Below are 25,561 nucleotides of genomic sequence, written 5' to 3' on the forward strand. Positions count from 1 at the left end.
CCTGTCTCTGGTGTCTGTTTGCGCTGGCCCCCCCGACCCCCCCCGCCCGGGGTGGGTGGGGCGCGCGGGGGGGGGGGGTCGGCGCAGACCAACACCCCCCCCCCCCCCCCCGCCGCCCCCCCCCCCGCTTCCCCCGGCGCCGGACCGTGGTCCGTCCGTCCGCGTGCGGCTGTACACGTGCTGTTACCAGCACATCACCGCGGTGTCCCCCGACCCCCAGGTGGAGTACAGGCGCACACGGACGAAGTAGCGGCGGCTCTTGACGAGCCTGACCTTGAGTGTTGCGTTGTGCGGGGTGCCCCCGTCGTCCTGACCGGCGAGGAAGCGCGGTTCGCCGTCCCGTTCCTCGAAGACCACGACGACCGTGTCGCTGTCCCCGAAGGTGCCGACGGCGTACTCGCGCGTCTGGGTCGGCTCGATCGTGAAGTCGGCCTGCTCGCCCGGTCCCAGCCGCAGCGGCGCCGAGCGGAACGGCACCAGCTCGGCCGGCCTGGGCGGGCCGGCGGGCGGGTACCAGCGGAGCACGAACTCCTTGTCCGAGGACGAGAGTCCGCCGTGCGGGCGCAGACCCGTGCGGTACTCCTCCGGCTCCAGGACCAGGCCCGACGCGAACGGGTACTCCATGATCGACTGCGGGTCCCAGACGGAGCCGTTGACTTCGGCGGGGTCCAGTTTGCGCAGGATGTTGAACAGGGTCTTGTCCCGGCTCCAGAAGTTCGGCGGGCCCGCCAGCTCGGCGTACACGGCCTCGTCGTCCCAGTGGATCCCGGCGAACGGGCTCTGGTGCTCGTGCAGCATGCCCAGCGCGTGCCCGATCTCGTGCAGCGCCGTGCCCCGCTGTCCGGGCGCGGTCAGATCCCAGCCGAAGTTCATGGTGCGGTCGCCCAGACCGACCGTGAGCGCGTCGCGTCCCACCGCCGACCAGGAGCCGTCGCCGGCCTGGAACCCGATGCGCAGCTCGGCCTCCGAACGGTCGGTCACCTCGGCGAAGTCGACTCCGATGCCGAGCCCCCGCCACTCACGGAAGCACTCGCGTACGACGTCCTGCTGCTCCTTGGCGCCGGCCCACGGCACCCGCCGCAGCTCGCCGGTCCCGGGCACCGGGATGACGGAGGTGTCGGCGGCGGCGGAGTTGTCGACGTCGAAGAAGTAGTAGTGCAGGACCGTGCCGTTGACCCACATCCGGCTGCCGCCGATGAGGGCACCGCGCCGCTCCGCGGCCAGTCCCGGTCCGAACTCCGGGGCCGGCTGCTGCGTGAGGGAGCAGTAGCGAGCGGTCATGCGACCAGAGTGCCGTCGACCGTACCCGGGCGCCTGAGTCGAGGGCTACTCAAGTCACCCTGTATCAGGCATGAGTAGCCCGGCTCATATCTGCGTGATGACTTTCGAACAGGACGCGAAGACCCTTGAACTGCCCTGGCCGTTCACCGGCCGGGAGGACGAACTCGAACTGATCCGCAGGTCGTTGACGGCAGGACGGCACGGCATCGTGGTCACCGGCCCGGCCGGCCGGGGCAAGACCCGGCTGGTCACCGAAGCCGTCCGGGGCGGCGACTGCGCCCGGATCACCGGGACGCCCGAGACCCGCGCGCTGCCCTTCGCCGCGTTCGCCCACCTGCTGCCCGAGAGCGTCTCCCTGCACCGAGCGGTCCAACTCCTGTCCGGTACACGCCTGTTGCTCATCGACGACGCCCACCTCCTCGACGACTCCTCGGCCGCCCTCGTCCACCAGCTCGCCGTCCACGGCCGGACCCGCCTGATCGTCGTGGTGGCCGACGGCAACCCGGTACCCGGCGCGGTCTCCCGCCTCTGGACGGGCGAACTGCTGCCGCGCCTCGCGCTGGAACCGCTGGCTCGCGAGGAGATCGCCCAGTTGCTGGCGGCGGGCGCGGGCGGCCCGCTGGAACCCCTCACCGTGAAGCGCCTCCACCACCTCTGCCAGGGCGACCTGCGCCTGCTGCGCGACCTGTTCGGCGCGGTGCGCGAGCGCGGGCTGCTCACGCGGGCCACGGACACCGACGAGTGGGCCTGGCGCGGCCCGGTGCCGGTCACCGCGACGGTCCGCGAACGCACCGCGCAGGTCCTCGCCCGCGGCAGCCTCGACGAGCGCGAGAGCCTCGAACGCCTGGCCTTCGCCGAGCCGTTGGCGTCCTCCCTGGACGACTTCGACCTCGACATCCTCGAACGCCTGGAGGCCGAGGACCTGATCCACGTCGACGACCGGGGCGCCGTCCACCTCACTCACCCCCTGCACGGCCCCGCCCTGCGCGCCGCCGCCGGCCGGCTCCGGGCCCGCCGCCTGGCCCGCACCCCCGACCAGTGCGTCCCGGCCCTCGCGGCCGAACGGGCCGCGCTCACCGACCGCATCGACCGGACCGACGTACGGCCGTTTCCGACGCCGGTGGGGGAGTGGCTGGTGGCCGAGGGCGCACCGGTACCGGCCGGGTACGCGGCCGTACGCGCCCGGTTCGCGAGGCTGCGCGGCGAACTGCGCGAGGCCGCGGCCTGGGCGCGGGAGGGACTGCGGGAGACTCCGGCCGACCGTGCCTGCGGGGCCGAACTCGCCCTGGCCGCCGCCCAGTCGGGCGACGTGCCGGACACCGGCGAGACTCTCGCCGACCGCCCCGCGAGCGGCTGGCTGGAGGCGGCCCGGGGTGATGTGGAGAGGGCCCGCGAGACGGTGGCCGAGGCGCTGACGCCGGACCGGCGGGAGGGCACCGCCGAGGACGGCAGGCCCGCCGCGTACGCCCTTTACGACGCCGTGCGACTCGGTGCTCCCGAGCGGGTCGTCGGCCGGCTGGCCCGGCTGCCCGGCGACGGACCGGCCGTGCTCGCCCGGCATGCCGAGGCGCTGGTCGACGGCGACGGGCCCGCGCTGGACCGGGTGGCGGGGGAGCTGGAGCAGCGCGGGTTCCTGCTGTTCGCGGCCGAGGCCCACGCACAGGCCGTACGGGCGCACCGCGACCCGCGCGCAGCCCGCATGTCCCGCACCCGTGCGGTCACGCTGGCCCGCCGCTGCCAGGGCGCGCGCACCCCGGCCCTTTCCGGTCTGGTGCTCGGTGAACTCACCGCCCGCCAGCGGCAGATCGTCACGCTCGCCGCCGCGGGCCTCAGCAACCGGCAGATCGCCGAGCGCCTCACCCTCTCGATCCGCACCGTCGGCAACCACCTCTACAGCGCCTACGCCCGCCTCGGCGCGAGCGACCGCGGCGCGTTGCCGTGGCTGGTGGAACTGCCGACGACGCAGTCGGCCTGACAGGTGGCCCAACGGGTTGGGCGTTCACGCCGCTCCGAACGCCGTGAACGCCCAGCCCGTCGCCTGGTGCATCGCGTCCCCCGGCAGCGCGGCCCGGGCGTCGCGCAGGGCCTCCGCCAGGGAGAGGCCCGCGCTGAGGCCCTTGTGCAGGGCGAGCATCAGCGGGACCACCGCGGCGTCGCTGACGGGCGCGCTGCTCGCCACCACGCCCGCCGTGCCCAGCGGGAGCAACGCCGTTACCAGGCCCAGGAGTTCGTCCGCGCCCACCGGGGCGAGGCGGGCCGTGTCGCAACTGGAGAGGATGATCCGGTACGGGCTGCGGGCGAGACGTTCGAAGTCGTGGACGATGAGCGGGCCGTCGGCCATGCGAAGGGCCGAGAACAGCGGGCTGTCCGCGCGGAACGTGCCGTGCGCGGCGATATGGGCCAGGGTCGCGCCGTCCAACTCGGCCAGCACCCGGGGGACTTCGGCGTCCTCGTGCTCCAGGACCGTGGGCCTGCCGTAGCGGTCGGCCAGGTCCGGGACCTCGGCGCCGTCGGTCGCGAGGCCGGGCCCGCGCACCAGGACATGCCGTCCGCCGGGCGGCGGCCGGGTGTCCAGGGCGCGCAGCCAACTGCCCGCCGACGGCGACACACTGAGCACCCGCTCGCGCAGCGAGGGCAGCAACGCCCAGGGAACACGGTGGAGTCGGCCCGGCGGGACCACCACCACCGGCCCGGAGCCCAGGTGCCCGGCCGCCTCACCCAGCAGTAGTTCCTCCAGACGCCGGCCCGCCGCCTCCACCACCGGCAGCCTGGCCTCCGCCCCGGGGTGCGCGAGGCGCCGCAGCCCGGCCTGTACGTGTTCCGCCTCGGCCATCGCCTCGGCGAGCAGGCCCGCCTCGAACCGTCGGACCCGTCCCTGGCCGCACAGCAGGGCGTGCACCCGGCCGTCCACGACGGCGAGTTCCACCAGCCGCCCCTCACCGAGCCGTGCCAGCAGCCGAGTCGGGTCGAAGCGCTCGCCCTCGCCGGGGGCATCGCCGCGCATGTGGAGGGTGCGGGAGCGGATCTCCCGTTCCAGGCGCCGCTGTTCGCGTTCCAGGGCCGGCACCGGGTGGCCCTCCATGCGGGCCTCCTCCGCGCGGGCGGCGATCTCGCGGAACGCCGTCAGACCGCTCAGCAGGGCCGGGTCGGCGGGCGGCCGGGCGGGCGGGGTGGACAGCGCGGTCGCCCGCCAGCGCTCGCTCCACGCCAACAGCCGTCGCGGACCACCGGAGTCGAGGCTCGCCCGCTGCGCGAGCGCCGCCAGCTCCGCGCCCTGCGCGGTCGCCCGGGCCCGCAACTCCGAGGCGCCCAGGGTCGTACGGTGGTCGTCCAGGACGTCGAGCCCGCGTCGGCAGGCCTCCAGCACTCCGCGTCCCGAACCGGCGGCCTCGGCGCGCAGCGCCTGCGCCGCCCAGCCGGTCATCCGGGCCAGCGGCGGACCGGCGCGTCTGCTGCGGGCGGCCACCGCCAAGTGCCGTTCCGCGTCCGCCGTCCAGCCCAGCGCCAGCGCGATCCGACCCGCGAGCAGCGCGGCCTCCGGCGCCGACGGGGAGCCGAACGCGGCCAGCCGGCCGGCCACCGCGGCGGCGTCCGCTACCAGCCTGCCCGAGGCCCGCCCGGCCGCCAACCTCGCCTCGATCAGCACCAGTTGGGCATGCGTCTGCCACCAGGTGCGGCGCTGCGCGGCGAACAGCCGTACCGCCACGGCCGCGCGCGCGATCGCCGTGGGCGGATCGTCCGCGAGCCGCGCCGCCCGGGCGGCCACGAGCAGCAGTTCCGCCTTGCGGGTGGACTGCCCGCCGATGCCGTCCAGCAGCCCGATCGCCGTGTCCGCCTGGGCCAGCGCCTCCGCGGCCAGGCCCGCGCTGAGCAGCACCTCGCAGCGGCGGATGGTGAGCATGAAGGTGGGGGTGGTCAGCTTGGCGTACATTTCCTCGGCCTCGTCGAGGAGCCGGAGCGCCACCGGGATGTCGCCCGAGCGGAACGCGGCCAGGCCCCGGCTCTCCACCGCGTCGGCCTTGTCGTGTTCCTGGCCGGTGGTCTCCCACAGCCGCTCGGCCGCCGTGAAGTCGGCGTCCGCCCGGTCCACCGCGCCGAGCGCCAGATGCACGGTCGCGCGCAGGGTCAGCGCCCGCGCCGTCCAGATCACGTCCTCCGTCTGCCGCAGCACGGGGATCGCCCGCCGTACGTCGTCCAGCGCCTCCTTGTGCCGGCCCAGCACCCACCAGGCGTAGGCCCGCAGGAACAGGACGCGCGCCCTGGACTTTCTGCTGCCGCGGGCGATGCCCCGCTCGAAGGCCGCCAGGCCCTGCCGGGTGCGGCCCGCGTGCACCAGGGCCACGCCGAGCGTGCCGAGAACGTCCGCCTCCCGGTCCGCCGACTCCGCGCGCGCCGCCAGGTCCCGGGCGCGCCGCAAGTGCTTGAGAGCGAGCCGGAGATCGCCGAAGTCCCGCTGCCAGATACCGATCACATGGTGGGCCACGGAGGCCTGGAACGGCGTCGGATCGCCGTCGAGAACCTCCCGCGCACCGGCCAGCGCCTCGCTCGGAGCCGCGAACACCATCGGCAGCAGTTCGAGAACCGGGTCGCCTTCCGCTGTCACTCCTCGGATGGTAGTGGCCCCCGGTGCACACCACACGTGTTTGGCGCTGTATCAAGTAACGGCCCGCGGGCTCTGATTGACGACCGCCGCCCCAGTGGGAGGACACGCCATGGCACCACAGCGATTCCACGAGCAGTTCGACCAGATCCAGCGCTCGATGCCCGACATCCCCCTCGCGATGGGGCCTGACGACTCCGCCGAGTTCTTCTACGAGAAGGGTGTCGTGCTCGCCCGCGACGGCGAGGAGGCCCGCCTCGTCGAGGACACCGTACGCACCCACTTCACCGAGGCCACCGGCCTCACCGCCGACTCCGTCCGCAGGGCGGGCCCCGAGACCAACCGGTCCGGGATCACCCGCATCCAGGTCGGCGACCCCGGCCACGGCGACCGGCGCGGCGACCGTGCCGTAGCCAACGCGCTGCGCGCCCTGCGCGAACCCGAGGGACGGGCAGGCCGCCGACTGGTCAGCCGCAACCACGTCGTGTCGATCGCCGTGAACGCCTGTCCCGGCGACGAACCCGTGCCCGCCCCGCTCGCCCAGGGCGCCAACCCCGCGCCCGCGGAAGCCGGTTACGACCCGGACACCGCCGTCGAGGTCCTCGTCATCGACACCGGACTCATGCACGACTACCGGTCCTATCCGCTGCTGGCCCACGTCCAGGGCGACCCGCAGATCAAGGAGACCGACGCAGCGGGAGTGCTCCAACAGTACGTAGGACACGGCACGTTCATCGCCGGGCTCGTCGCGGCCGTCTCGCCCAACACCGAGGTGACCGTCCGCAACACCCTCAACGACGCGGGCGCCATCCTCGAATCCGACTTCGGCGAGGCGCTGTTCGCCGCCGTCGACCAGAACGGGTGGCCCGACGTCATCAGCCTTTCCGCCGGCACCAGCAACGGCCGCACTGACGGACTCCTCGGCGTCGAGGGCTTCATGCAGGCCCTGCGCGGACAGCGCACCCTGCTCGTCGCGGCGGCCGGCAACAACGCCAGCGCCACCCCCTTCTGGCCCGCCGCCTACGCCGACCTGCCCGACTACCGGGACGTCGTCCTCTCGGTCGGCGCCCTGCGCGGCGACGGCGAGTACGGCGCCTGCTTCAGCAACCACGGCGCCTGGGTCAAGGCCTACGCCCCCGGCGAGCGGCTCGTCGGCCCCCTCACCGGCTTCGACGCACCCACGCCGTACACCTACCAGCACAGCACCTACGACGCCTGCCGGTTCGGCTTCACCTACTCCTGCACCTGCCAATACCCCTCCCACACCGGGGTGTTGAGCCAGCAGGGCGACAACTCGGCCGGCAAGCCCGACCAGGTGATGTTCGAGGGGTTCGCGCACTGGAGCGGGACCTCGTTCGCCACCCCCGTCGCCGCCGGCCTGGTCGCCGCCCACATGACCGCGAACAAGGAGAGCGACGCGCGCGCCGCCCGCACCCAACTCCTCGCGGCCAACACCGAGTACGCCGAAGTACGCGGGGCGCATGTACCGGCGCTGCGCCCGCCCACCTGGCGCCCGGTCCCCGTCGTGCCGCTCTCCGCTCCCGCATGAGGGCCGGAACCATCCCCTCCACGGCGTACGATGACATGCCGTACACGAGGGGTGGCACCGTGGAACGTGCAGAAGTCGGCGCGCTCGTCCGGTCGGCGGTCGACGGCGACGCGGCGGCCTGGAAGGCGCTCGTGGAAGGGCTCAGCCCACTGGTCTGGTCGGTGGTGCGCGCCCATCGGCTCTCCGACGCCGACGGCGGCGAGGTGTACCAGACCGTGTGGTTCCGCTTCGCCCAGCACCTGGGCCGGATCCGGGAACCCGACAAGGCGGGCTCCTGGCTGGCGAGCACCGCGCGCAACGAGTGCCTGAAGGTGATCAAGGGACTGCGGCGGCTCATGCCCACGGACGACCCTCAACTCCTCGACCGCGTCAGCGAGGAGCGCACCCCCGAGCAGTCGGTCCTCGACTCCGAGGAGGCGGCCTCCGAGGCCGAGCGCATCCGCAGGCTGTGGCAGGAGTTCGCCGAACTGGGCGAGCGGTGCAGGCAGTTGCTACGCGTCCTGATGGCCTCGCCGCCACCCAGTTATCAGGAGGTGTCCGCCGGTCTGGGCATCGCCGTGGGCAGTATCGGACCCATGCGCCAGCGCTGTCTGCGCCGCCTGCGGGCCCGACTCGACGCCGGGGAGGCGCTGTGAACGGCATGTACGGCGACGGTCCCGGAGGGTTCGACGCCTTCGGCCAGAACCCCTTCGACGACGAGGAGTTCGACGACCAGCAGGGCGAACAGGACGGCGACGGCTCGGAGTTCGACGACGCCCTCCTGGAGGAGGAGCTGCGCCAGGCGGCCGCCATCCTGGACCCGGTCCCCGCCGAACTGCGCCAAGTCGCCATGGACGCCTACGCGTTGTACGACATGGACGCCCGGCTCGCGGAACTGACCTTCGACTCCCTGGTCGACGCCATCCCGGTCAGGGGAGCCCTGGACGTACCCCGCATGCTGACCTTCACGGCGGGCGAGCTCAGCGTCGACGTCGAGGTGACCAGCGAGGGCCTGATGGGTCAGGTGATGCCGCCCCAGCCGGCCGGCATCGAGGTCCTGAACGGCTTGCAGGCCCTGCGCCCCACCACCCTCACGGCCGACTCCATGGGCCGTTTCACCAGCGACGTACCTCCGGCGGGTCCCTTCGCGCTGCGGCTGCGGACCGGCCGTGAGGTCGTCGTCACGGAGTGGCTGCGGGCGTGAGCGCCGGTGCGCGAGGAAGGAGAGCGGGACACCCCTTCCTCGCGCACCAACGAGCTACCAGGTCACCGGCAGTGTCTGCGGACCCCGGATCATAGTCTTCCGGCGCCAGACGATCTCCTCCGCGGGGACGGCCAGTTGGAGGCCGGGCAACCGGTCCAGCAGGGTGTCGACGAGGAGTTCGGTCTGCAGCCGGGCCAGCACGGCACCGGTGCAGTAGTGCGGGCCGTTGCCGAGGGCCAGATGCGGGTTGGGATCGCGGTCGACGTCGATGCGGTCCGGGTCAGGGAAGACGGCCGGGTCGCGGTTGGCGGCGAGATAGGAGACGTAGACCGGGTCGCCCGCGCTGATGCGGTGGCCGTGCAACTCGACGTCCTCCAGGGCGATCCGGGCCAGCCCGACGGAGGAGCGGTGCGGAATGTAGCGGAGGAGTTCGTCCAACGCGGCCTCCCGGCACTCCGGTTGAGCCCGCAGGCGCTCCAGCAGCTCGGGGCGGGTGAGCATCAGGTACAGCATCTGGCCGCAGTTGTGGGTGACCGCCTCCCCGCCGATCTGCAGCGGACCCGCGAGGCCCACCGCCTCCTGCTCGCTGATGTCGCCCCGGGCCACGGCGGTGCCCAGCAGCGAGTACACATCGGTGCCGTCGCTGTCTGCGCGGGCGCGGATGGTCTCGGTGATCCACGCGTACATGCCGTTCTTGGCCCGGTCGGCGGCCTCGGCGCCACCGGAGGTGGAGATGATCTGCCGGGTCCAGGCGTGCACCTGCTCCCGGTTCTCCTCGGGCACCCCCATGACCTCGCTGACCACCGCGAGCGGGAAGGGCTCCAGGACCCGCTCGATCAGATCCGCCGGCGGCCCGTCCGCCACGACTCCGTCCACCAGCGCGTCGAGCAGCGCCTGCGCCCGGGGCCGCAGCCGCTTCATCGCGCCGACCGTGAACGCGCCCGCGACCGGCTTGCGCAGCCGGTTGTGGTCCGGCTGGTCGGCGAACGCCAGTGACCCGGGGCGCGGCTTGAAGTGCGGGGCCATGCGCGTCACTTGACGGGTCGTCACCTCCGCGCGGCCGAATCGCGGATCGTTGGTGATCATCTTCACGTCGTCGTAGCGGGTGGCCAGCCACGCCCAGCCCTCACCGTGCGGCAGCCGGATCCGGTTCAGCGGGCCCTCGCGCATCAGCTCCGCGAGCACCGGGTCGAAGTCGGTCCCGGTCAGGTCGATCGGGGGCCAGTCCCGCACGGGTGGCTGCGGGGCCTGGCTGGTCAGCGTGGTGGTCTCCTCGGTCATGCGTCCACCCTCGTACGCCCCCGCCCGCCTGTCCTGCGGGAGTGCTCCAGCCGGTGGTCAGCCCGACACGGCGGCGACGAACGCCGCCAGCGCCGCGGCGAGCCGCGCGACCGAGATTCCGTCGGGCGGCCCCCCGGGCTCCGTCATGTACGTGTCCCGGCGCAGCTCCACCATCAGCGCTCCTACGGCCGGCTCCTTGCCGTAGAACTCGAGCGGGACGTAGGTCCCGATGAACGGGCTGTCGACGCCGATCTCCCCGCACCCCGCGAACGCCTCGCGCGCCGCCGCCGGCAGCGCGGGCGGCGTGTGGAAGGCGTCCGTGCCCAGGCAGACGGGCGGCCGGGGACCGGTGCCGTGCAGTTCGTAGGGGAGCGGGGCGGTGGGGTAGGAGTGCAGGTCGACGACGACGGCCCGGCCGGTCGCGGCCAGCCGGTCGGCCACGGCCTCCGTCATGGCACGGGCGTACGGGCGGAAGTAGCGGTCGATCAGCGGCTCGGGGTCGTGCTCGGCGGGCCGCAGCTCGGCGCGGTGCGTGGTGCGGGTGTAGACCGCGCCCATGCCCACGGCGAGCATCTCCTCCCGCTCGTCCGGGAACCGCTCCGGATCGACGACCAGCCGGGACAGCCGGTTCACGAACCGCCAGGGGGCGAGGGCACACGCGCGTGCCGCCTCTTCCGCGATCCGGGCGGTGTGGCTGTCCGTGATGTGGTCCAGCTCGCGTGCCAGCGCCCGGTCGTCCAGCACGATGTCCGCGCGGACGTCGTCCGGTATCTCCCGCGCGGAATGCGGGACATGAAGGATCACGGGCGAGTCGGCGGCGCCGGGCAGCAGCTCGAAGGACGGCGCGGAGGACGGCACGGAGAGGGACACGGGCGGCTCCCGGGGCGTTGTCAGTGGCGTGGTGCAGGATCAAGGTAGTCGCATCGACGATCACGAACCGGGGGAGCACCACCATGCCCGTCAGCAACCAGCAGATCACCGAGCACGCCTTCCTGCGCGCGCTGTACCGGGACGACTACTACCCCGACCCCGTGGTGGACCTCGGCAAGGCGATCCTGCTGCGGCTGTGCGAGCGCATCGAGACCGGGCGGCCCGCCGACCTGTCCGCGCTGTACGCCCTGACCGAGGTCGCCACCGAGGAGTTCAACGCCCTGCAGGACGACTTCGAGGCGGCCGGCAGCGAGATCGAGACCGTGGCGCGCGAGGAGATAGCCGGGGACTTCTGGTTCGTGGCCAAGGCGTACGGCTTCGCGGACGCGGACGTGGAGGAGCTGATCGCCGTACGGGACTGGTGACCGGCGGGCTGTCGCGCTGTCGCGTGGGGACGCAGCCGCCCCGGCCAGGAGGAACCCGGCCGGGGCGGAGTGACACGGAGAGCTTGCGTCAGCTCAGGGAAGCCAGCGCCTCGTTCCACGTCGTCGACGGGCGCATGACCTTCGCGGCCTTGGCCGGGTCGGGCTGGTAGTAGCCGCCGATGTCGGCCGGGTGGCCCTGGACCGCGAGGAGCTCCTCGATGATCGTCTGCTCGGCGCCCGCGAGGGTCTCGGCGAGAGAGGCGAAGGCCTTCGCGAGGTCCGCGTCCTCGGTCTGCGCGGCCAGCTCCTGCGCCCAGTACAGGGAGAGGTAGAAGTGGCTGCCGCGGTTGTCGATGCCGCCGACGCGACGGGTCGGGGACTTGTCCTCGTTGAGGAAGGTCGCCGTGGCGCGGTCGAGGGTGTCGGCGAGGACCTTGGCGCGGGCGTTGCCGGTGAACGTCGCGTACTGCTCCAGGGAGGGGACCAGCGCGAAGAACTCACCGAGCGAGTCCCAGCGCAGGTAGTCCTCCTTGACCAGCTGCTGCACGTGCTTCGGCGCGGAGCCGCCGGCGCCCGTCTCGAAGAGGCCGCCGCCCGCCATCAGCGGGACGACCGACAGCATCTTGGCGCTGGTGCCCAGCTCCAGGATGGGGAAGAGGTCTGTCAGGTAGTCGCGCAGCACGTTGCCGGTAACCGAGATGGTGTCCTCGCCGCGGCGGATGCGCTCCACCGACAGCTTGGTCGCCTCGACCGGGGCGAGGATCCGGATGTCCAGGCCCTCGGTGTCGTGCTCCGGCAGGTACGCGTTGACCTTGGCGATCAGCTGGGCGTCGTGCGCGCGGGTCTCGTCCAGCCAGAACACCGCCGGGTTCCCGGTGGCGCGGGCCCGAGTGACGGCCAGCTTCACCCAGTCCTTGATCGGGGCGTCCTTGGTCTGGCAGGCGCGGAAGATGTCACCCTTGGCGACCGGCTGCTCCAGGACGACGTTGCCGGCCTGGTCGACGAGGCGGACCGTACCGGCGGCCTGGACCTCGAAGGTCTTGTCGTGGGAGCCGTACTCCTCGGCCTTCTGCGCCATCAGACCGACGTTGGGCACCGAGCCCATGGTCGAGGGGTCGTAGGCGCCGTGGGCGCGGCAGTCGTCCAGGACGGCCTGGTAGACGCCGGAGTAGGAGGAGTCCGGGAGCACCGCGAGGGTGTCCGCCTCCGCGCCGTCCGGGCCCCACATGTGGCCGGAGGTGCGGATCATGGCCGGCATCGAGGCGTCGACGATGACGTCGGACGGGACGTGCAGGTTGGTGATCCCCTTGTCGGAGTCGACCATCGCGAGCGCGGGGCCCTCGGCGATCTCCGCGTCGAAGGAGGCCTTGATCGCGTCGCCCTCGGGCAGCGCGGCGAGGCCCTTGAGGATGCCGCCGAGACCGTCGTTCGGGGAGAGACCGGCGGCGGCGAGCGTGGCGCCGTACTGCTCGAAGGTCTTCGGGAAGAAGGCGCGGACCACGTGGCCGAAGATGATCGGGTCGGAGACCTTCATCATCGTGGCCTTGAGGTGCACCGAGAAGAGGATGCCCTCGGCCTTGGCGCGGGCGATCTGCGCGGTGAGGAACTCACGCAGCTCGGCCACGTGCAGCACGGAGGCGTCGACGACCTCGTCCTTCTGGACGGGTACGGACTCGCGCAGCACGGTGGTGGTGCCGTCCTCGGCGACCAGCTCGATGCGCAGCGCACCGGCCTCGGCGATCGTCGCGGACTTCTCGGTGGAGCGGAAGTCGTTCTCGCCCATGGTGGCGACATTGGTCTTGGAGTCCGAGGACCAGGCACCCATGCGGTGCGGGTGGGTCTTCGCGTACTTCTTGACCGAGGCGGGGGCGCGCCGGTCGGAGTTGCCCTCGCGCAGGACCGGGTTGACCGCGGAGCCCTTGATCCTGTCGTAGCGGGACTGGATGTCCCGCTCCTCGTCGGTCTTCGGGTCGTCCGGGTAGTTCGGCAGCGCGTAGCCCTGCTCCTGCAGCTCGGCCACCGCGGCCTTGAGCTGCGGGATGGACGCCGAGATGTTCGGCAGCTTGATGATGTTGGCCTCGGGCGTCTTCGCCAGTTCGCCCAGCTCGTGCAGGGCGTCCGGGATCCGCTGGTCCTCGGTGAGGTACTCCGGGAACACGGCGATGATGCGCCCGGCCAGCGAGATGTCCCGCGTGGTCACGGCGACACCCGCCTGCGAGGCGTACGCCTGGACCACCGGCAGGAAGGAATACGTCGCCAGGGCCGGGGCCTCGTCAGTGTGCGTATAGATGATGGTCGAGTCAGTCACCGGTGCTCCGCTCCACGTCTGCAACATTGCTCGACATCAAGATATCTCGTGATGGGATCCCACTCGACAGCGGTCCGTCCGCACTGCGCGAACAACAGTCCGCCGATCGTGGGCAACCGACCGCCCGGTCCGGCAGTCAGTAAGGGGTGGATCACCTTCACTGACCGACGGCCGGAGCTGACCACCCGGCCGCCCGAGCGAAAGCGGATCATGAGAAATCGCACCAGAGTAACGGCCCCGCTGGCCGCCCTGATAGGTACGGGCACGGCACTGACCATGGGTTCCCCGGCCTTCGCGGCCGGACGGGGGAACACCGACACCACGACCGGACGGGGATACGGCGATGAGGGCGCCGAGACCCTCGGCGACCCGGTGTACCCGGGTCTCGGCAACGACGGCTACCGCGTCCGCTCCTACGACCTCGACCTCGCCTACGACGCGACGACGAAGCTCGTCGACGGCACGGTCACGATAGAACTGCGCACCACCGAGGCCCTGACCCGGTTCTCCCTCGACGCCCTCGGCCTCGACATCCACGCGGTCCGCGTCCAGGGCCGCAGCGCCGACTTCGAGCAGGCCGGCGAGAAACTGCGAATCACGCCCGCCCGAACTCTCCCGGAGAGGGCCAGGGTCACCGTCCGCGTGGACTACTCCGCCGACCCGGGCCGCGCCGCCGCGCCCACCGGCGGCTGGGTCATCACCCCCGACGGTTTCGCGGTGTGCGGCCAGCCGAACCTGGCGCACACCGTCTTCCCCTGCAACGACCACCCCAGCGACAAGGCCGACTTCACGTTCCGGATCACCGTCCCGGACGGGCTGCGCGGGGTCGCGAACGGTCAACTGGTGTGCACCGAGCCGCTGGACGGCGACCGGACCGCGTTCAGCTACCGCTCGCGCTCGCCGATGGCGACCGAGCTGGTGCAGCTCACGGTCGGCGACTACGTCGTCAAGGAGCGCAGCGGCCCGCACGGACTGCCGCTGCGGGACATCGTGCCCACCGCCCGCGCCGCCGCCCTGGAACCGGCGCTCGCGCTGACGCCGGGCCTGGTGGACTGGCTGGAGCAGCGGCTCGGGGCGTTCCCGTTCGAGACGTACGGACTGCTGCCCTGCAACTCCGACAGCCCGACCGCCTTTGATTTCACGGGACTTGAGACCCAGACCCTCACCCTGTACAAGCCGAACTTCCTGCTCCAGGTGGAGAGCAAGATCGGCTCGCACATGATGCACGAGCTGGTCCACTCCTGGTTCGGCAACAGCGTCAGCCCCGCCACCTGGGCCGACCTGTGGCTCAACGAGGGCCACGCCGACTTCTACGGGCTGCTCTACCGCTACGAGCGCGGCTGGGCCGACTCCCTCGGGCTGACCACGATGGAAGCCCGTATGAAGGACACCTACGCGCGCGGCGACCAGTGGCGCCACGACTCGGGCCCGGTCGCCGCCCCGAACGCGGTGAACCTCTTCGACAGCCAGCGCTACCTGGGCGGCGTCCTGGTCCTGTACGCCTTGCGGGAGTTGATAGGCGAGGACGCCTTCCACGCCGTGGAGCGCGCGTTCCTCGCCCGGTACCGCGACTCCGCCGCGACGACGGAGGACTACATCGCCGTCGCGTCGACGGTCTCCGGCCAGGACCTGTCCGGCTTCCTGCGGGACTGGCTCTACGGTACGACGACGCCGCGCATGCCCGGCCATCCGGACTGGACGGTGACGCCGGTGAAGCCGTCGCTCACCGCCCCGCACAGCCGGACCGGCGGGCACTACCGCGACAACTCGGCGACCCTCTGAGGGAGTTGACCGAGCAGGTCAGTCGAGCCGGGCGGAGGAGACTTCGCCCGGCTCGTCCTCCGGGACCCGCTGCTGCGGTATGGCGATCGCGCCCTGCTGCAACGCCACGGTCCGCGTCGGCGCCGGGATCCGGATGCCCTCCGCGCGATACCGCTTGTGCAGGCGCTTGATGAACTCGTGCTTGATGCGGAACTGGTCGCTGAACTCGCCCACGCCCAGGATCACCGTGAAGCCGATCCGGGAGTCGCCGAAGGTGTGGAAGCGGATGGCCGGTTCGTGCTCCGGGATCGCGCCGGTGATGTCGGTCATGACCTCGGCGATGACCTCCATGGTCACCTCCTCGACATGCTCCAGGTCGCTGTCGTAGCCGACGCCCACCTGGACCAGGATCGTCAACTGCTGCTCGGGACGCATGAAGTTGGTCATGTTCGTCTTGGCGAGCTGGCCGTTCGGTATCACGACGAGGTTGTTGGAGAGCGCTCTGACCGTGGTCTGACGCCAGTTGATGTCCTCGACGTATCCCTCCTCGCCGCTGCTCAGCCGGATGTAGTCGCCGGGCTGCACCGTTTTCGAGGCGAGGATGTGGATGCCGGCGAAGAGGTTGGCGAGGGTGTCCTGGAGCGCGAGCGCGACGGCGAGACCGCCGACGCCGAGGGCGGTGAGCATCGGCGCTATCGAGATGCCGAGCGTCTGCAGCATCACCAGGAAGCCGATGGCCAGGACCAGTATCCGGGTGATGTTGACGAAGATCGTGGCCGAACCGGCGACACCGGAACGGGAGTTGGTGACCGCCCGGACCAGACCGGCGATCACCCGGGCCGCCGACACCGTCACCGCGAGGATGACCAGCACCCGGAGGGTCTGGTTGACCTGGTGCTGGACCGTGTGCGTCAACGGCAGCACCGCCCCCGCGACCGCCGCGCCACCGGCGATCGCCGACCACGGCACCACGGTCCGCAGCGCGTCCACGATCACGTCGTCGCCGCTCCACCGGGTGCGGTCGGCGTGCTTGCCGAGCCAGCGCAGCAGTATGCGCAGCAGAAACGCCGCCAACAGGCCGGACGCCAGGGCGATTCCGGCCAGCATGAAGTCGTCCAGGGTCGGCGTGCGGTTCATCGGTCACCTCCGGGGAACGAAGCTGCGGCGGAGAGGGCCGCCGACGGCCGGATGTGAAGTGTCGTCACGTTGCCACCTGCTCGAATTGCGGGCATTGCCGGTATTGCGCTCACACCGGCCGGGACGGGCCCGCACACCGGCGCGACCGCTCATCCTGCCGTATCCGGACGGGGAGTTCGTACCCGGTGCGGGGCTGTGAGCATGGGTTTCGGACGGTGCCCGTTGCGCCGTCGAGCGCGGAAAGGCGCACTTCCCGCTTCTCCGTCCTCCCCAACTCTGCAGATATATCTGCGAGTTGACTGAAGATCAGAAATGCTTGACGTGGTGTGCGGAGCGGCGGCAGGCTGGCGGGCGTTGATCTACGGGAGGGGTGGTATGACGGGTCCGGTACTCGCCGTCGACCAGGGAACATCCGGTACGAAGGCCCTGGTGATCTGTCCCGAACGCGGCGTGATCGGCACCGGGTTCGTCTCGGTGGGGAACCGCCGGCCGCCGGGCGGTCCGGTCGAGGCCGACCCCGAGGAACTGTACGAGTCGGTGATCGTCGCCGGGCGCCGCGCGCTCGCCGAGGCCGACGAACCCGTGACGGCGCTGGGCCTCGCCAACCAGGGCGAGACCGTGCTCGCCTGGGACCCCGACACCGGTATGCCGCTGACCGACGCACTCGTGCGGCAGGACCGCCGCGCCGAGAGCGTCTGCGCCGAACTCGCCGCACACGCCGACGAGTTACGAGCGCTGACCGGGCTGCCCCTCGACCCCTGCTTCGCCGCGCCCAAGATGGCCTGGATCCGCCGCCACCTCACCCGCGAGGGCATGGTCACCACCAGCGACTCCTGGCTGGTGCACCGTCTCACCGGCACCCATGTCACCGACGCCGCGACGGCCGGCCGTACCCAACTCCTCGACCTGGACAAGGCCGCCTGGTCGCCCCGCACCCTCGACCTCTACGGACTCCTGGACGAACGCCTCCCGGGAGTCGTCGACTGCGACCGACCCATCGGTACGACCACCGCGTTCGGCGCGGAGATCCCCCTCACCGGACTCGTCGTGGACCGGCAGGCAGCACTCCTCGCCCAGCGGATCACCGCACCCGGCGGCGCCAAGTGCACTTATGGGACAGAGGCGTTGCTGCTCGCCCACACCGGGGACACACCCCGGCGCGGGGACTCGGGCCTGGTGAGCTGTGTGGCCTGGCGGCTGGACGGGCGGACCGGTTACTGCCTCGACGGGCAGGTGTACACGGCCGCGTCCGCCGTGCGCTGGCTCACCGACCTCGGCGTCATCACCGGCCCCGCCGACCTCGACCGCGTCGGCGGCACCGTCCCCGACAACGGCGGCGTCACCTTCGTCCCCGCCCTCGCCGGACTCGCCGCCCCCTGGTTGCGCGGCGACCTGCGCGGCTCCCTCACCGGACTCGGCCTCGACACCACGGCCGGGCACCTGGTGCACGCCCTGTGCGAGGGCATCGCCGCACAGGTCGCCGAACTCGCCGCAGCCGCCACCACCGACCTCGGCATCCCCCTCGACGTGCTGCGTGTCGACGGTGGCCTCGCCCGCTCCGCCCTGCTCATGCAGATCCAGGCCGACCTGCTGCAATGCCCCGTCGAGGTGTGCGTGCTGCCCGACGCCACCGCCCTCGGCGTGGGCGCGCTGGCCCGACTCGGCGCCGAACCCGGACTGTCGCTCGCCGACGCGCTGCCGGACGGAAAGCCCTCCGCCGTCTACGAACCCCGTATCGGCCCCGACCAGGCGGCCGAACGCCTCGCCGCCTTCCGGTCCGAGGTCACCACCCTGCTCGACCGGACCCCCGGATGACCGTCACGGCCAACGGCCCCCGGCCGTCGTGGAGTTCCCACAGCAGGTGGTCCGACTCGCCGCAGTAGGAGCCCACTTCGGCGATTCCCCGCCCGCAGGACCCCGCCCGTGCGCCGATACGACGATGACCGACGCAACCGCGACAACGACCGTCCCGGCCGTTCAGGTGCGCGACCGGGCCACCTGGGCGGAGCTCTTCTTCGATCTGGTCCTCGCGTTCGGCGTGGGCCAGATCGCGCACCTGCTCGCCGGACACCCCACCTGGCCGGTCCTCGGACAGTGTCTGCTCGTGCTCGTCCCGCTCTGGTGGGCCTGGGTGGACGTCGTCATGGCGATGAACGCCGTCCACGAGACCAACCTGCAACGCGTGTTCCTCCTGCTGACCGCACTCGCCGTCTACGGCATGGCAGTTGCGGCGCCACAGGCACTCGTCGACCGGGAACAGGCCCTGCTGTACGCGGGCAGCTATCTCGCGCTGCGCCTGCTCATCGGCGAGGCCATCCGCAGGGAGTGCGCCCTCTACACCATCCACCCCTACCGCGCCGGACTCGCCTTCGCCCTGGTGCTGTTCGCCGCCGCCACCCTCCCCGCCCCCTGGCGCGAGGTGTGCTGGGCGTTCGCCGTGATCGCCGAACTGGCGGCGCCCGTGCTGCTCAGCGGACATCTGCGGCGACTGGCCTTCGGCGTCAACCATCTCCCGGAAAGGTTCGGCCTGTTCATCATCATCGCCCTCGGCGAGAACATCTTCTCCGTCGGCGCCGGGGTCGCCAAGGGCCCGCTCGACCCGGTCAGCCTGACCGCGCTCGTCCTCGCCTTCCTCATCGGCTGCGCCCTGTGGTGGCTCTACTTCCACCTCGCCGCCTCGGCCGTCGCCCACGCCCTGCGCACCCACCCCACCCCCGCCGTCGTCGTCCGAGACGTCCTCAGCTACGGCCATCTCGCCCTGGTCGCGGGCCTGTTGCTGGTCTCCGTCGGCGCCGTACGCACCGTCCACGACCCGCTGCGGGCCCCGCACTCCGGCGCCGCAGGACTGCTGCCCGTCGGCGCCGCCCTGATCCTGCTGACCTTCTGCTACACGCGCCGCCGGATGTTCGGCGCCGCGTCCGCCACCCGCTTCTACTGCGGGCTGGTCCTCCTGGCCGCCGCCGTCGCCGCGCCCCTCGTGCCGGCCCTCGCCGTGCTGGCCCTCACCACTCTGCTGCTCCTGCTGGTCAACGGCGTCGAGCACTGGCTCATCAGTACCGGCCGGAGCGTGCCGCTGGTGCTGCGCTCACGGTCCTTCGGCGCGACCTGACGTAGTGCGGGGACGGACCTCGGGCAGTGCCGCCGGCCTCCTCGCGGCGCGCGCGAGGGCCCGCCCGGCCCTCCTACGGTCGCCGTATGCAACTTTCCCGTTCGGAACGTTCGGAAGAGGAGGTGGCGTGATGCCGTCCCGCAACGCCTTACCGGCCTTGCTGTCGCTGTCACTCGGCTACTTCAGCCTGGGGACGATCTCGCTGGCGGTCGTCGGCCTCAACGGTCCGATCGGGGACGACCTGCACGTCCAGCCCGCCTCGGTGGGCATCCTCGTCACCGTCTTCGCGCTGACCTTCGCCGTCTGCGCGCCCACCGCCCCCATCCTGCTGCGCCGGTGGAACCGCAAGCGCGTTCTCCTGGTCGGCATCGGGCTGCTCACCGTCGGCGCCGCGCTCGGCGCAGTGGCGCCCAACTACGGCTTCCTGACGGTCACTCGGGTCCTCGCCGCGATGGGCGCCGCCGTCTTCGGACCCGGCGCCTCGGCGGCCGGGGCGCTCATCGTCCCGGCCGAGCGCCGGCAGCGGGCGCTGGCCACCGTCTTCGGCGGGATGACGGCAGCCGCCGTGCTCGGTGTGCCGCTGGCCTCCTTCCTCGGCGGCAGCCTCGGCTGGCGGCCGGCGCTGCTCGGTGTGGCCGCGCTCTCCGCGATCGCCTTCGTGACGGTGTTCGTGTTCGTCCCCGAGATCCCGGTCGGCGAACCGCCCACCCTGCGCGCCTACCGCGGCGCGCTGGGCACCCCCGCGACCGTGGCCACCGTCTCGACGACCCTGCTGTTCATGGCCGCCCAGTTCACCGTCTACGGCATCGCGGGCGCCTACCTCAAGGACCGCTTCGACGCCTCCTCCGGGCTGATCTCGGTGACCCTGCTCGCCTTCGGCGTGATTGGCGTCGCGGGCAACGCCTCCGCGCCGAGGATCGCCGAACGGCTCGGCGGGGACCGCACCGTGGGCCTCGCCGTCATCGGACTCGCCGCGGGCTTCGCCCTGTTGCTGGTCGCCCCGCACTCCCACGCCGGGCTGGTGTTCTTCGCGTTCTGGGCCTTCTTCAGCCAGCTCTACCAGGCCCCGCAGCAGGCCCGGCTGGTCGAACTCGTGCCCCTGCAACCGGGGTTGATCCTCGCCCTGAACGCCGCCGCGCTCTATCTCGGGATGAGCCTCGGCAGCTTCATCGGCAGCTCCCTGCTGCCCGGCGTGGGCGCGGGCCCCATCCCGGCCGCGGCCCTGGGCGTCCTCCTCCTCGCCGCGCTGGCCCATGCGCTGTCCGTCCGGCAGGCCTCGGCGGCGGCGTCCGCCGAGCAGCCCGCCACACCTGTACACATCAGTTAGATCAGTCAGTCAAGGAGAACTCATGAGCAGCCACCAGGTGCACCTCGTCAGCGAATACCTGGAGACCGTCTGGAACCAGGGGCAGACCGACCTGGCCGACAAGTACCTGGCCGCGGACCTCATCCAGCACAACCCGAACCTGCCCGACGGACGGGAGCCGCTGGTCGAGTTCATCAAGGGCTTCCGCAAGCAGCTCCCCGACGCACGGTTCGAGATCAAGCGCTCGGCGAGCTCCGGCGACCTGGTCTTCGTGCACACCCACTTCCGCGCCACCGCGACGGACCGGGGCTCGGTGGTCGTGGAGATCTTCCGGCTCGAAGGCGGACTGATCGTCGAGCACTGGGACGTCCGCGACGAGATCCCGGAGACCACGGTCAGCGGACACGACGTCGTCTGACGCCCCCTCAACTCCTGCCGCCCAGAAGGCTCCCGGCCTCCTGGGCGGCAGTTTTTTCACGAGATGCACCCTTCACGAGACAAAGGAGACAGCAGTGGCACGACAGCTACCGGACCGGCCTCCGTCCACCGGCCTCACCCGGCGCGGACTCCTCGGCACCGCCACCGCCGCGGGGATCGCCGCGGCCGCGGTCCCCACCCGCGCCCTCGCCGCCGACAGCAGCACCCCCGGGGCGGTCACGGTCAACGCGGCCGACTCCCGCTATCTCGACCTCACCTCCCGCGGCTACAACGCGAGATTCACCGCCGCCCCCGACTCGATACGCCTCGTCCACACCACCGCGCAGGTGGTGTCCGTCGTCCAGGAGGCGGTCGACGCCGGCAAACGCATCGGTGTGCGCGGCGGCGGGCACTGCCTGGACGGGCTCGTGGACGACCCGGACGTGCGGATACTCGTCGACATGTCGGAGATGGACGCGGTCCGCCACGACCCGGCCCGCCGCGCCTTCCTGGTCGAGGGCGGTGCCACCCTCGGCCACGTCTACCGCACCCTCTACCTGGAGTGGGGCGTGTCCCTCCCCGGCGGCACCTGCCCGACGGTCGGCGTCGGTGGCCATGTCACCGGGGGCGGCTACGGCGCGATGTGCCGCCAGTACGGCGCCGTCGTCGACCACCTCTACGCCGTGGAGGTCGTCGTGGTCGACGCGACCGGCACCGCCCGTGCCGTGGTGGCCACCCGCGAGGCGAACGACCCGCACCGCGACCTGTGGTGGGCCCACACGGGCGGCGGCGGAGGCACCTTCGGCATCGTCACCCGCTATTGGTTCCGCGCCCCCGACGCCACCGGCACCGACCCCTCGACCCTCCTGCCCAGACCGCCCAAGACGCTCCTGAAGTCGACGGTCGCCATCAAGTGGACCGACCTGACGGAGGCCGCCTTCACCGCGCTGATCGCCAACCACGGAGCCTGGCACGCCCGTAACAGCGTCGCCGGCTCCTCCTACGACAGCCTGCACAGCGTCCTGATCCTCTACAACCGCATCCAGGGCAGCCTGGTCCTCAACACCCAGATAGACGGCACCCGTTCGGACGCCTCGGCGCTCCTCGACGCCTACGTCACGGCGGTGGTCGGCGGCATCGGCGTCCCGTACACGGACGGCCGCTCCTCCTGGCCCTGGCTGAAGACGACCCTCAAAGACCCCTACGACACCGGCCTCTACAACCGCACCAAGTCCAAGGGCGCCTATCTGCGCCAGGGTTGGTCACCCGCACAGGCCAGGACGCTCTACGGCTACCTCTCCGACGCCGCCTACGACGGGCACGCCGGCATCCTGCTCTACTCCTACGGAGGCAAGGTCAACACCGTGTCGCCCACGGCCACCGCGCTGGCCCAGCGGGACTCGATCCTCAAGGCCAACTTCACGACGTACTGGCCCGATCCGACGCAGGACGACCGGCACGTGGCCTGGATGCGCGCCCTCTACCGCGACCTCTACGCGGACACCGGCGGTGTGCCGGTGCCGAACGACACCAACGACGGCTCGTACATCAACTATCCCGACACCGACCTCACCGACCCGGCCTGGAACACCTCAGGCGTGCCCTGGGGGACCCTCTACTTCAAGGGCAACCTCGCCAAGCTGCGCCAGGTGAAGGCCACTTGGGACCCGGGCAACGTCTTCCACCACAAGCTGTCCGTGACCGCGAACTAGCACCCGCACACCACGGAGCCCCCGCCTCGCGTGCACGAGGCGGGGGCTCGGTGTTGTCGCGGGCCGCTCAGCCGCTGAGGTCGGCCGGGAAGGTCACCCCGGTCAACGACTCGCTCAGCGCCCGCAGTTGGGCTCGGGCCTTCTCGTCGTAGGCCTGGGCGCCCGCCCGGGAGCGCTGGGTGCGGTTGAAGTAGGTGCCCGTGACGTCGTCGAGGGCCGGGTCGGTGATCAGGCGCAGGGTGCTGTGCACACCCTCCGCGACCGTGGACTGCGGGGTGAAGAGGTTGACCACCATCTTCGTCGGCATGTACGACGCCGGGTGCAGGGCGTTGGCCGTCACCCCGGTGCCGCGCAGCCGCTCCGCCAGGTCGATGGTCAGGCTGATCTGGGCCAGCTTCGCCTGGCAGTAGGCCTGCACCCCGTCCCAGTGCCGCTCCAGCATCACGTCACGGAAGTCGATCGGCGCCTGGCCCGCGGAGCTGACGTTGATGATGCGGGCCGGGGCCGAGCGCACCAGCAGCGGCGCCAGCCGGCAGCTGAGCATGTACGCCGCCAAGTAGTCGACCTGGAAGGTGAGTTCCAGGCCGTCCTGGCTCTCGTGGCGCACCAGCTCGACCCCGATGCCGGCGTTGTTCACCAGCGCGTCGAGCCGGTCGTGGGTGGCGAGGATCCGGTCGGCCAGCTTGCGGATGTCCTCCAGCGAGGAGAAGTCGGCCAGCTCGTAGCTGAGCCGGTCGTTGCCGGTGGACGCGCGCAGCTCGGCCAGCAGCTCCGCGCCCTTGGCCGCGTTGCGGCCGTGCAGGATCAACGACGCCCCCTGCGCGGCGAGTTCACGGGCCAGCTCACGGCCCATGCCGTCGGTGGCGCCGGTGAGGAGGATGGTCTGGTCGGGGACGGGCCTCATGGTGGTGCACTCTCCTGTCAGGCGTAGGTGGCCAGTTCGTCGGTGGTCTGATCGGTGTAGCCCTGGCTGACCTCCAGCACGATGCCGTCCGGGTCGGACACCCACACGGTCTTCCAGCCGGGGATGAACTCGTCGAAGGTCAACGGGCCGAGCAGCGGCTCCAGTTCGCCTCCGGCGGCGGCGAGGAACGCGTCCACGTCGTCGACCTGGAAGGCGAGATGGCGTGCCGTGCCGGGGTTGGCCGGGCCGTCCTTCGCCGTGGTGAACAGGGCGTCCGCGTCGGTCGCGAACAGCTCCAGATAGACGGGGCCGTTGCGCAGGAACACCACGCGGACCCCGTCGGCCTCCACCACCCGGGCCCGGGCGAACCCGAAGTGCCCGGTGTAGAAGTCCTCCGTGGCCTTCTGGTCACGGCAGTTGAGGCCGACGTGCGACCAGCGCAGGCCGGCCGGAGCTGCGGTCGTCATCGGTGAGCCCTCACTTCCCGGTGACCGCGGCGAACGGCACACTGTCGTGGAAGTTCGCGAAGTAGCTGATGAGACCGCCGGTGACGCGGAAGTAGTTGCACACCTTGGCCTCGACGGTGATGCCGTCGTGGGTGGTGCCGGTGATGTCGGAGACCACCGCGGCCTGCTCGCCGTCCACGACCACGTGCCGGGGCACGTTGGCGAAGGAGGCGTACATCTCCGGGAAACCCTTCATCATCTCCCGGAGGGTCTCGCGGCCCTCGACGTGTCCGGCCAGCTGCTCGTCCATGGTCTGGTCGATGGCGAACAGGTCGCACCAGGCGTCCCACTCACCGGAGTTGGCCAGCCGGTAGTACGTGTCGACCACTTCTCGGGTGTTCATGCGCCCGTCCTTTCCGGTTGCTGTCTGGGGTGTGGGAACGGTCAGGGGAGGGGGACGCCGACCTGGCGCATCAGGCCCGCGGTGTCGGCCTGCACCCAGCGCTCGACGACCTTGCCGTCCTCCAGCCGGTAGACCTCAAGGCTGGTCCAGGAGACCTCCTTGCCGGTCGGCTCCTGGCCGAAGAACGGGGCGATGTGCTTGCCGTGGAAGGTGATGTGCATGATCACCTTGTCCGGCGAGGCCGGGTAGAGCGCGTCGAGGTGCACGCTGAAGTCGAGCCCGTCGTACGCGCCCTGGATGATGCCCTTCAGTTCCTCCAGGCTCTCGCAGCTCCACGCCGGGTTGTTGTCGTGGAACGTCGGCCCGAACAGGTCGTCGAGGGCGTCCAGACGGCGCTGGTTGACGGCGTCGCTGACCTGCTGGACGACGGCCAGGTTCGAGGCGTCCGAGGAGATCTGCTCGCGCAGCCCGAGCATGTCGTCCTGCGCCCACCGCTCCACGAACAGGCCGTCCTGGACCCGCCAGATCTCGGTGGTGGTCCACTCGACCTTGCGGCCCGTGGCCGGGAAGCCGAACAACTCGCCGAGGTGGGTGCCGGTCAGCTTGACCCGGGTCAGCACCCGGTCCTCGCCGAGCGCCGACAGCTCCTCCAACTCGCCCTTCAGATCAAGGGTGTTGTAGGCCCCGCGCAGCGCCTCCAGATAGGAGTCGAGGCCGGTGATGTCGAACCCGGGGTGGTGGTCGGTGAAGTCGGCGGCGATGACCCGGGGGATCTCCGCCTGGTCGCCGGCGTTGAACGCGTCGAGGAAACGCCGGTACAGCCTGAGGTTCTCCTGCTGGGACTGGTCGAGGTCGGACATGGTGCATCC

The 25,561-nt window shown here is 71.6% G+C and carries 21 protein-coding genes; 11 read left to right on the forward strand and 10 right to left on the reverse strand.

Annotated features, from left to right (window positions below; genetic code table 11):
• Positions 1-183: 183 nt before the first annotated feature.
• Positions 184-1,281 carry a beta-glucuronidase AbsR1 gene (absR1, locus tag ACFXC1_RS01820; protein ID WP_381237361.1) on the reverse strand — a complete coding sequence of 366 codons (1,098 nt, stop codon included), beginning with the start codon at positions 1,279-1,281 and terminating at the stop codon, positions 184-186.
• 97 nt (positions 1,282-1,378) lie between these two features.
• On the opposite strand from absR1, the gene ACFXC1_RS01825 reads away from it, so the two are divergent.
• Positions 1,379-3,256 (forward strand): LuxR family transcriptional regulator AbsR2, encoded by a 1,878-nt coding sequence (locus ACFXC1_RS01825; RefSeq protein WP_381237364.1) that lies wholly within the window; start codon positions 1,379-1,381, stop codon positions 3,254-3,256.
• A 24-nt stretch (positions 3,257-3,280) separates the two neighbouring features.
• On the opposite strand, the gene ACFXC1_RS01830 is transcribed toward ACFXC1_RS01825, so the two are convergent.
• Positions 3,281-5,884, reverse strand: coding sequence for a CHAT domain-containing protein (locus tag ACFXC1_RS01830; RefSeq protein ID WP_381237366.1), 2,604 nt, complete (start codon positions 5,882-5,884; stop codon positions 3,281-3,283).
• A gap of 109 nt (positions 5,885-5,993) precedes the next feature.
• On the opposite strand from ACFXC1_RS01830, the gene ACFXC1_RS01835 reads away from it, so the two are divergent.
• From ACFXC1_RS01835 to ACFXC1_RS01845, 3 genes are read left to right on the forward strand one after another with little or no spacing between them, the layout of a single operon-like run.
• Positions 5,994-7,430, forward strand: coding sequence for a S8/S53 family peptidase (locus tag ACFXC1_RS01835; protein WP_381237369.1), 1,437 nt, complete (start codon positions 5,994-5,996; stop codon positions 7,428-7,430).
• Entirely contained in the window at positions 7,427-8,065 is a 639-nt protein-coding gene (locus tag ACFXC1_RS01840) for an RNA polymerase sigma factor (protein WP_381237372.1), read from the forward strand. Before ACFXC1_RS01835 ends, ACFXC1_RS01840 begins: the two co-directional genes overlap by 4 nt.
• A 5-nt stretch (positions 8,066-8,070) precedes the next feature.
• Positions 8,071-8,613, forward strand: a complete 543-nt coding sequence (locus ACFXC1_RS01845; protein ID WP_381239389.1) for a hypothetical protein — start codon at positions 8,071-8,073, stop codon at positions 8,611-8,613.
• A 54-nt stretch (positions 8,614-8,667) separates the two neighbouring features.
• Here ACFXC1_RS01845 and ACFXC1_RS01850 read toward each other — a convergent pair whose 3' ends face one another.
• Complete coding sequence (locus tag ACFXC1_RS01850; RefSeq protein WP_381237374.1) at positions 8,668-9,894, reverse strand: cytochrome P450; 1,227 nt, start codon at positions 9,892-9,894, stop codon at positions 8,668-8,670.
• Positions 9,895-9,951: 57 nt separating this feature from the next.
• On the reverse strand, positions 9,952-10,764 hold the full coding sequence (locus ACFXC1_RS01855) for an N-formylglutamate amidohydrolase (protein ID WP_381237376.1): 813 nt from the start codon (positions 10,762-10,764) through the stop codon (positions 9,952-9,954).
• Between the two features lie 83 nt (positions 10,765-10,847).
• On the opposite strand from ACFXC1_RS01855, the gene ACFXC1_RS01860 reads away from it, so the two are divergent.
• The gene (locus ACFXC1_RS01860) at positions 10,848-11,189 is read left to right on the forward strand and encodes a DUF5713 family protein (RefSeq protein WP_381237379.1); all 342 of its coding nucleotides are present in this window, start codon (positions 10,848-10,850) and stop codon (positions 11,187-11,189) included.
• Positions 11,190-11,277: 88 nt separating this feature from the next.
• On the opposite strand, the gene ACFXC1_RS01865 is transcribed toward ACFXC1_RS01860, so the two are convergent.
• Entirely contained in the window at positions 11,278-13,497 is a 2,220-nt protein-coding gene (locus ACFXC1_RS01865; protein WP_381237381.1) for an NADP-dependent isocitrate dehydrogenase, read from the reverse strand.
• Between the two features lie 210 nt (positions 13,498-13,707).
• Here ACFXC1_RS01865 and ACFXC1_RS01870 point away from each other — a divergent pair, with 210 nt between their 5' ends.
• A complete protein-coding gene (locus ACFXC1_RS01870) occupies positions 13,708-15,279 on the forward strand; it encodes a M1 family metallopeptidase (RefSeq protein ID WP_381237383.1) in 1,572 nt (523 codons plus the stop codon).
• Positions 15,280-15,297: 18 nt separating this feature from the next.
• Here ACFXC1_RS01870 and ACFXC1_RS01875 read toward each other — a convergent pair whose 3' ends face one another.
• Positions 15,298-16,395, reverse strand: a complete 1,098-nt coding sequence (locus tag ACFXC1_RS01875) for a mechanosensitive ion channel family protein (RefSeq protein ID WP_381237386.1) — start codon at positions 16,393-16,395, stop codon at positions 15,298-15,300.
• Positions 16,396-16,770: 375 nt separating this feature from the next.
• On the opposite strand from ACFXC1_RS01875, the gene ACFXC1_RS01880 reads away from it, so the two are divergent.
• From ACFXC1_RS01880 to ACFXC1_RS01900, 5 genes are all read left to right on the forward strand, one after another.
• The gene (locus ACFXC1_RS01880; protein ID WP_381237388.1) at positions 16,771-18,210 is read left to right on the forward strand and encodes an FGGY family carbohydrate kinase; all 1,440 of its coding nucleotides are present in this window, start codon (positions 16,771-16,773) and stop codon (positions 18,208-18,210) included.
• A gap of 124 nt (positions 18,211-18,334) precedes the next feature.
• Positions 18,335-19,504 (forward strand): low temperature requirement protein A, encoded by a 1,170-nt coding sequence (locus ACFXC1_RS01885; protein WP_381237391.1) that lies wholly within the window; start codon positions 18,335-18,337, stop codon positions 19,502-19,504.
• Positions 19,505-19,634: 130 nt separating this feature from the next.
• Entirely contained in the window at positions 19,635-20,831 is a 1,197-nt protein-coding gene (locus tag ACFXC1_RS01890; RefSeq protein WP_381237393.1) for an MFS transporter, read from the forward strand.
• A 22-nt stretch (positions 20,832-20,853) separates the two neighbouring features.
• Entirely contained in the window at positions 20,854-21,228 is a 375-nt protein-coding gene (locus ACFXC1_RS01895; RefSeq protein ID WP_381237395.1) for a nuclear transport factor 2 family protein, read from the forward strand.
• Between the two features lie 94 nt (positions 21,229-21,322).
• On the forward strand, positions 21,323-22,939 hold the full coding sequence (locus ACFXC1_RS01900; RefSeq protein WP_381237397.1) for an FAD-binding oxidoreductase: 1,617 nt from the start codon (positions 21,323-21,325) through the stop codon (positions 22,937-22,939).
• A 67-nt stretch (positions 22,940-23,006) separates the two neighbouring features.
• Here ACFXC1_RS01900 and ACFXC1_RS01905 read toward each other — a convergent pair whose 3' ends face one another.
• Genes ACFXC1_RS01905 through ACFXC1_RS01920 form a run of 4 tightly spaced genes read right to left on the reverse strand, consistent with a single transcriptional unit; the run spans position 23,007 to position 25,552 of the window.
• Positions 23,007-23,843, reverse strand: coding sequence for an SDR family NAD(P)-dependent oxidoreductase (locus tag ACFXC1_RS01905; RefSeq protein WP_019072630.1), 837 nt, complete (start codon positions 23,841-23,843; stop codon positions 23,007-23,009).
• A gap of 17 nt (positions 23,844-23,860) precedes the next feature.
• On the reverse strand, positions 23,861-24,310 hold the full coding sequence (locus tag ACFXC1_RS01910; protein WP_381237400.1) for a VOC family protein: 450 nt from the start codon (positions 24,308-24,310) through the stop codon (positions 23,861-23,863).
• A gap of 10 nt (positions 24,311-24,320) precedes the next feature.
• The gene (locus tag ACFXC1_RS01915; protein ID WP_381237403.1) at positions 24,321-24,692 is read right to left on the reverse strand and encodes a nuclear transport factor 2 family protein; all 372 of its coding nucleotides are present in this window, start codon (positions 24,690-24,692) and stop codon (positions 24,321-24,323) included.
• A 41-nt stretch (positions 24,693-24,733) separates the two neighbouring features.
• A complete protein-coding gene (locus ACFXC1_RS01920) occupies positions 24,734-25,552 on the reverse strand; it encodes an ester cyclase (protein WP_381237405.1) in 819 nt (272 codons plus the stop codon).
• Positions 25,553-25,561 lie beyond the last annotated feature (9 nt).

Source organism: Streptomyces hokutonensis (genome assembly GCF_042751305.1).
GTDB classification, from domain to species: Bacteria; Actinomycetota; Actinomycetes; order Streptomycetales; family Streptomycetaceae; genus Streptomyces; species Streptomyces hokutonensis_A.

Bases quoted from the DNA above. Each gene is read 5' to 3' on its own strand.
- ACFXC1_RS01845 (WP_381239389.1), top strand. From the start codon at position 8,071: ATGTACGGCGACGGTCCCGGAGGGTTCGACGCCTTCGGCCAGAACCCC.
- ACFXC1_RS01870 (WP_381237383.1), top strand. From the start codon at position 13,708: ATGAGAAATCGCACCAGAGTAACGGCCCCGCTGGCCGCCCTGATAGGT.
- ACFXC1_RS01840 (WP_381237372.1), top strand. From the start codon at position 7,427: ATGAGGGCCGGAACCATCCCCTCCACGGCGTACGATGACATGCCGTAC.
- ACFXC1_RS01850 (WP_381237374.1), bottom strand. From the start codon at position 9,894: ATGACCGAGGAGACCACCACGCTGACCAGCCAGGCCCCGCAGCCACCC.
- ACFXC1_RS01920 (WP_381237405.1), bottom strand. From the start codon at position 25,552: ATGTCCGACCTCGACCAGTCCCAGCAGGAGAACCTCAGGCTGTACCGG.
- ACFXC1_RS01915 (WP_381237403.1), bottom strand. From the start codon at position 24,692: ATGAACACCCGAGAAGTGGTCGACACGTACTACCGGCTGGCCAACTCC.
- absR1 (WP_381237361.1), bottom strand. From the start codon at position 1,281: ATGACCGCTCGCTACTGCTCCCTCACGCAGCAGCCGGCCCCGGAGTTC.
- ACFXC1_RS01860 (WP_381237379.1), top strand. From the start codon at position 10,848: ATGCCCGTCAGCAACCAGCAGATCACCGAGCACGCCTTCCTGCGCGCG.
- ACFXC1_RS01885 (WP_381237391.1), top strand. From the start codon at position 18,335: ATGACCGACGCAACCGCGACAACGACCGTCCCGGCCGTTCAGGTGCGC.
- ACFXC1_RS01825 (WP_381237364.1), top strand. From the start codon at position 1,379: ATGACTTTCGAACAGGACGCGAAGACCCTTGAACTGCCCTGGCCGTTC.
- ACFXC1_RS01875 (WP_381237386.1), bottom strand. From the start codon at position 16,395: ATGAACCGCACGCCGACCCTGGACGACTTCATGCTGGCCGGAATCGCC.
- ACFXC1_RS01905 (WP_019072630.1), bottom strand. From the start codon at position 23,843: ATGAGGCCCGTCCCCGACCAGACCATCCTCCTCACCGGCGCCACCGAC.
- ACFXC1_RS01880 (WP_381237388.1), top strand. From the start codon at position 16,771: ATGACGGGTCCGGTACTCGCCGTCGACCAGGGAACATCCGGTACGAAG.
- ACFXC1_RS01895 (WP_381237395.1), top strand. From the start codon at position 20,854: ATGAGCAGCCACCAGGTGCACCTCGTCAGCGAATACCTGGAGACCGTC.
- ACFXC1_RS01910 (WP_381237400.1), bottom strand. From the start codon at position 24,310: ATGACGACCGCAGCTCCGGCCGGCCTGCGCTGGTCGCACGTCGGCCTC.
- ACFXC1_RS01890 (WP_381237393.1), top strand. From the start codon at position 19,635: ATGCCGTCCCGCAACGCCTTACCGGCCTTGCTGTCGCTGTCACTCGGC.
- ACFXC1_RS01835 (WP_381237369.1), top strand. From the start codon at position 5,994: ATGGCACCACAGCGATTCCACGAGCAGTTCGACCAGATCCAGCGCTCG.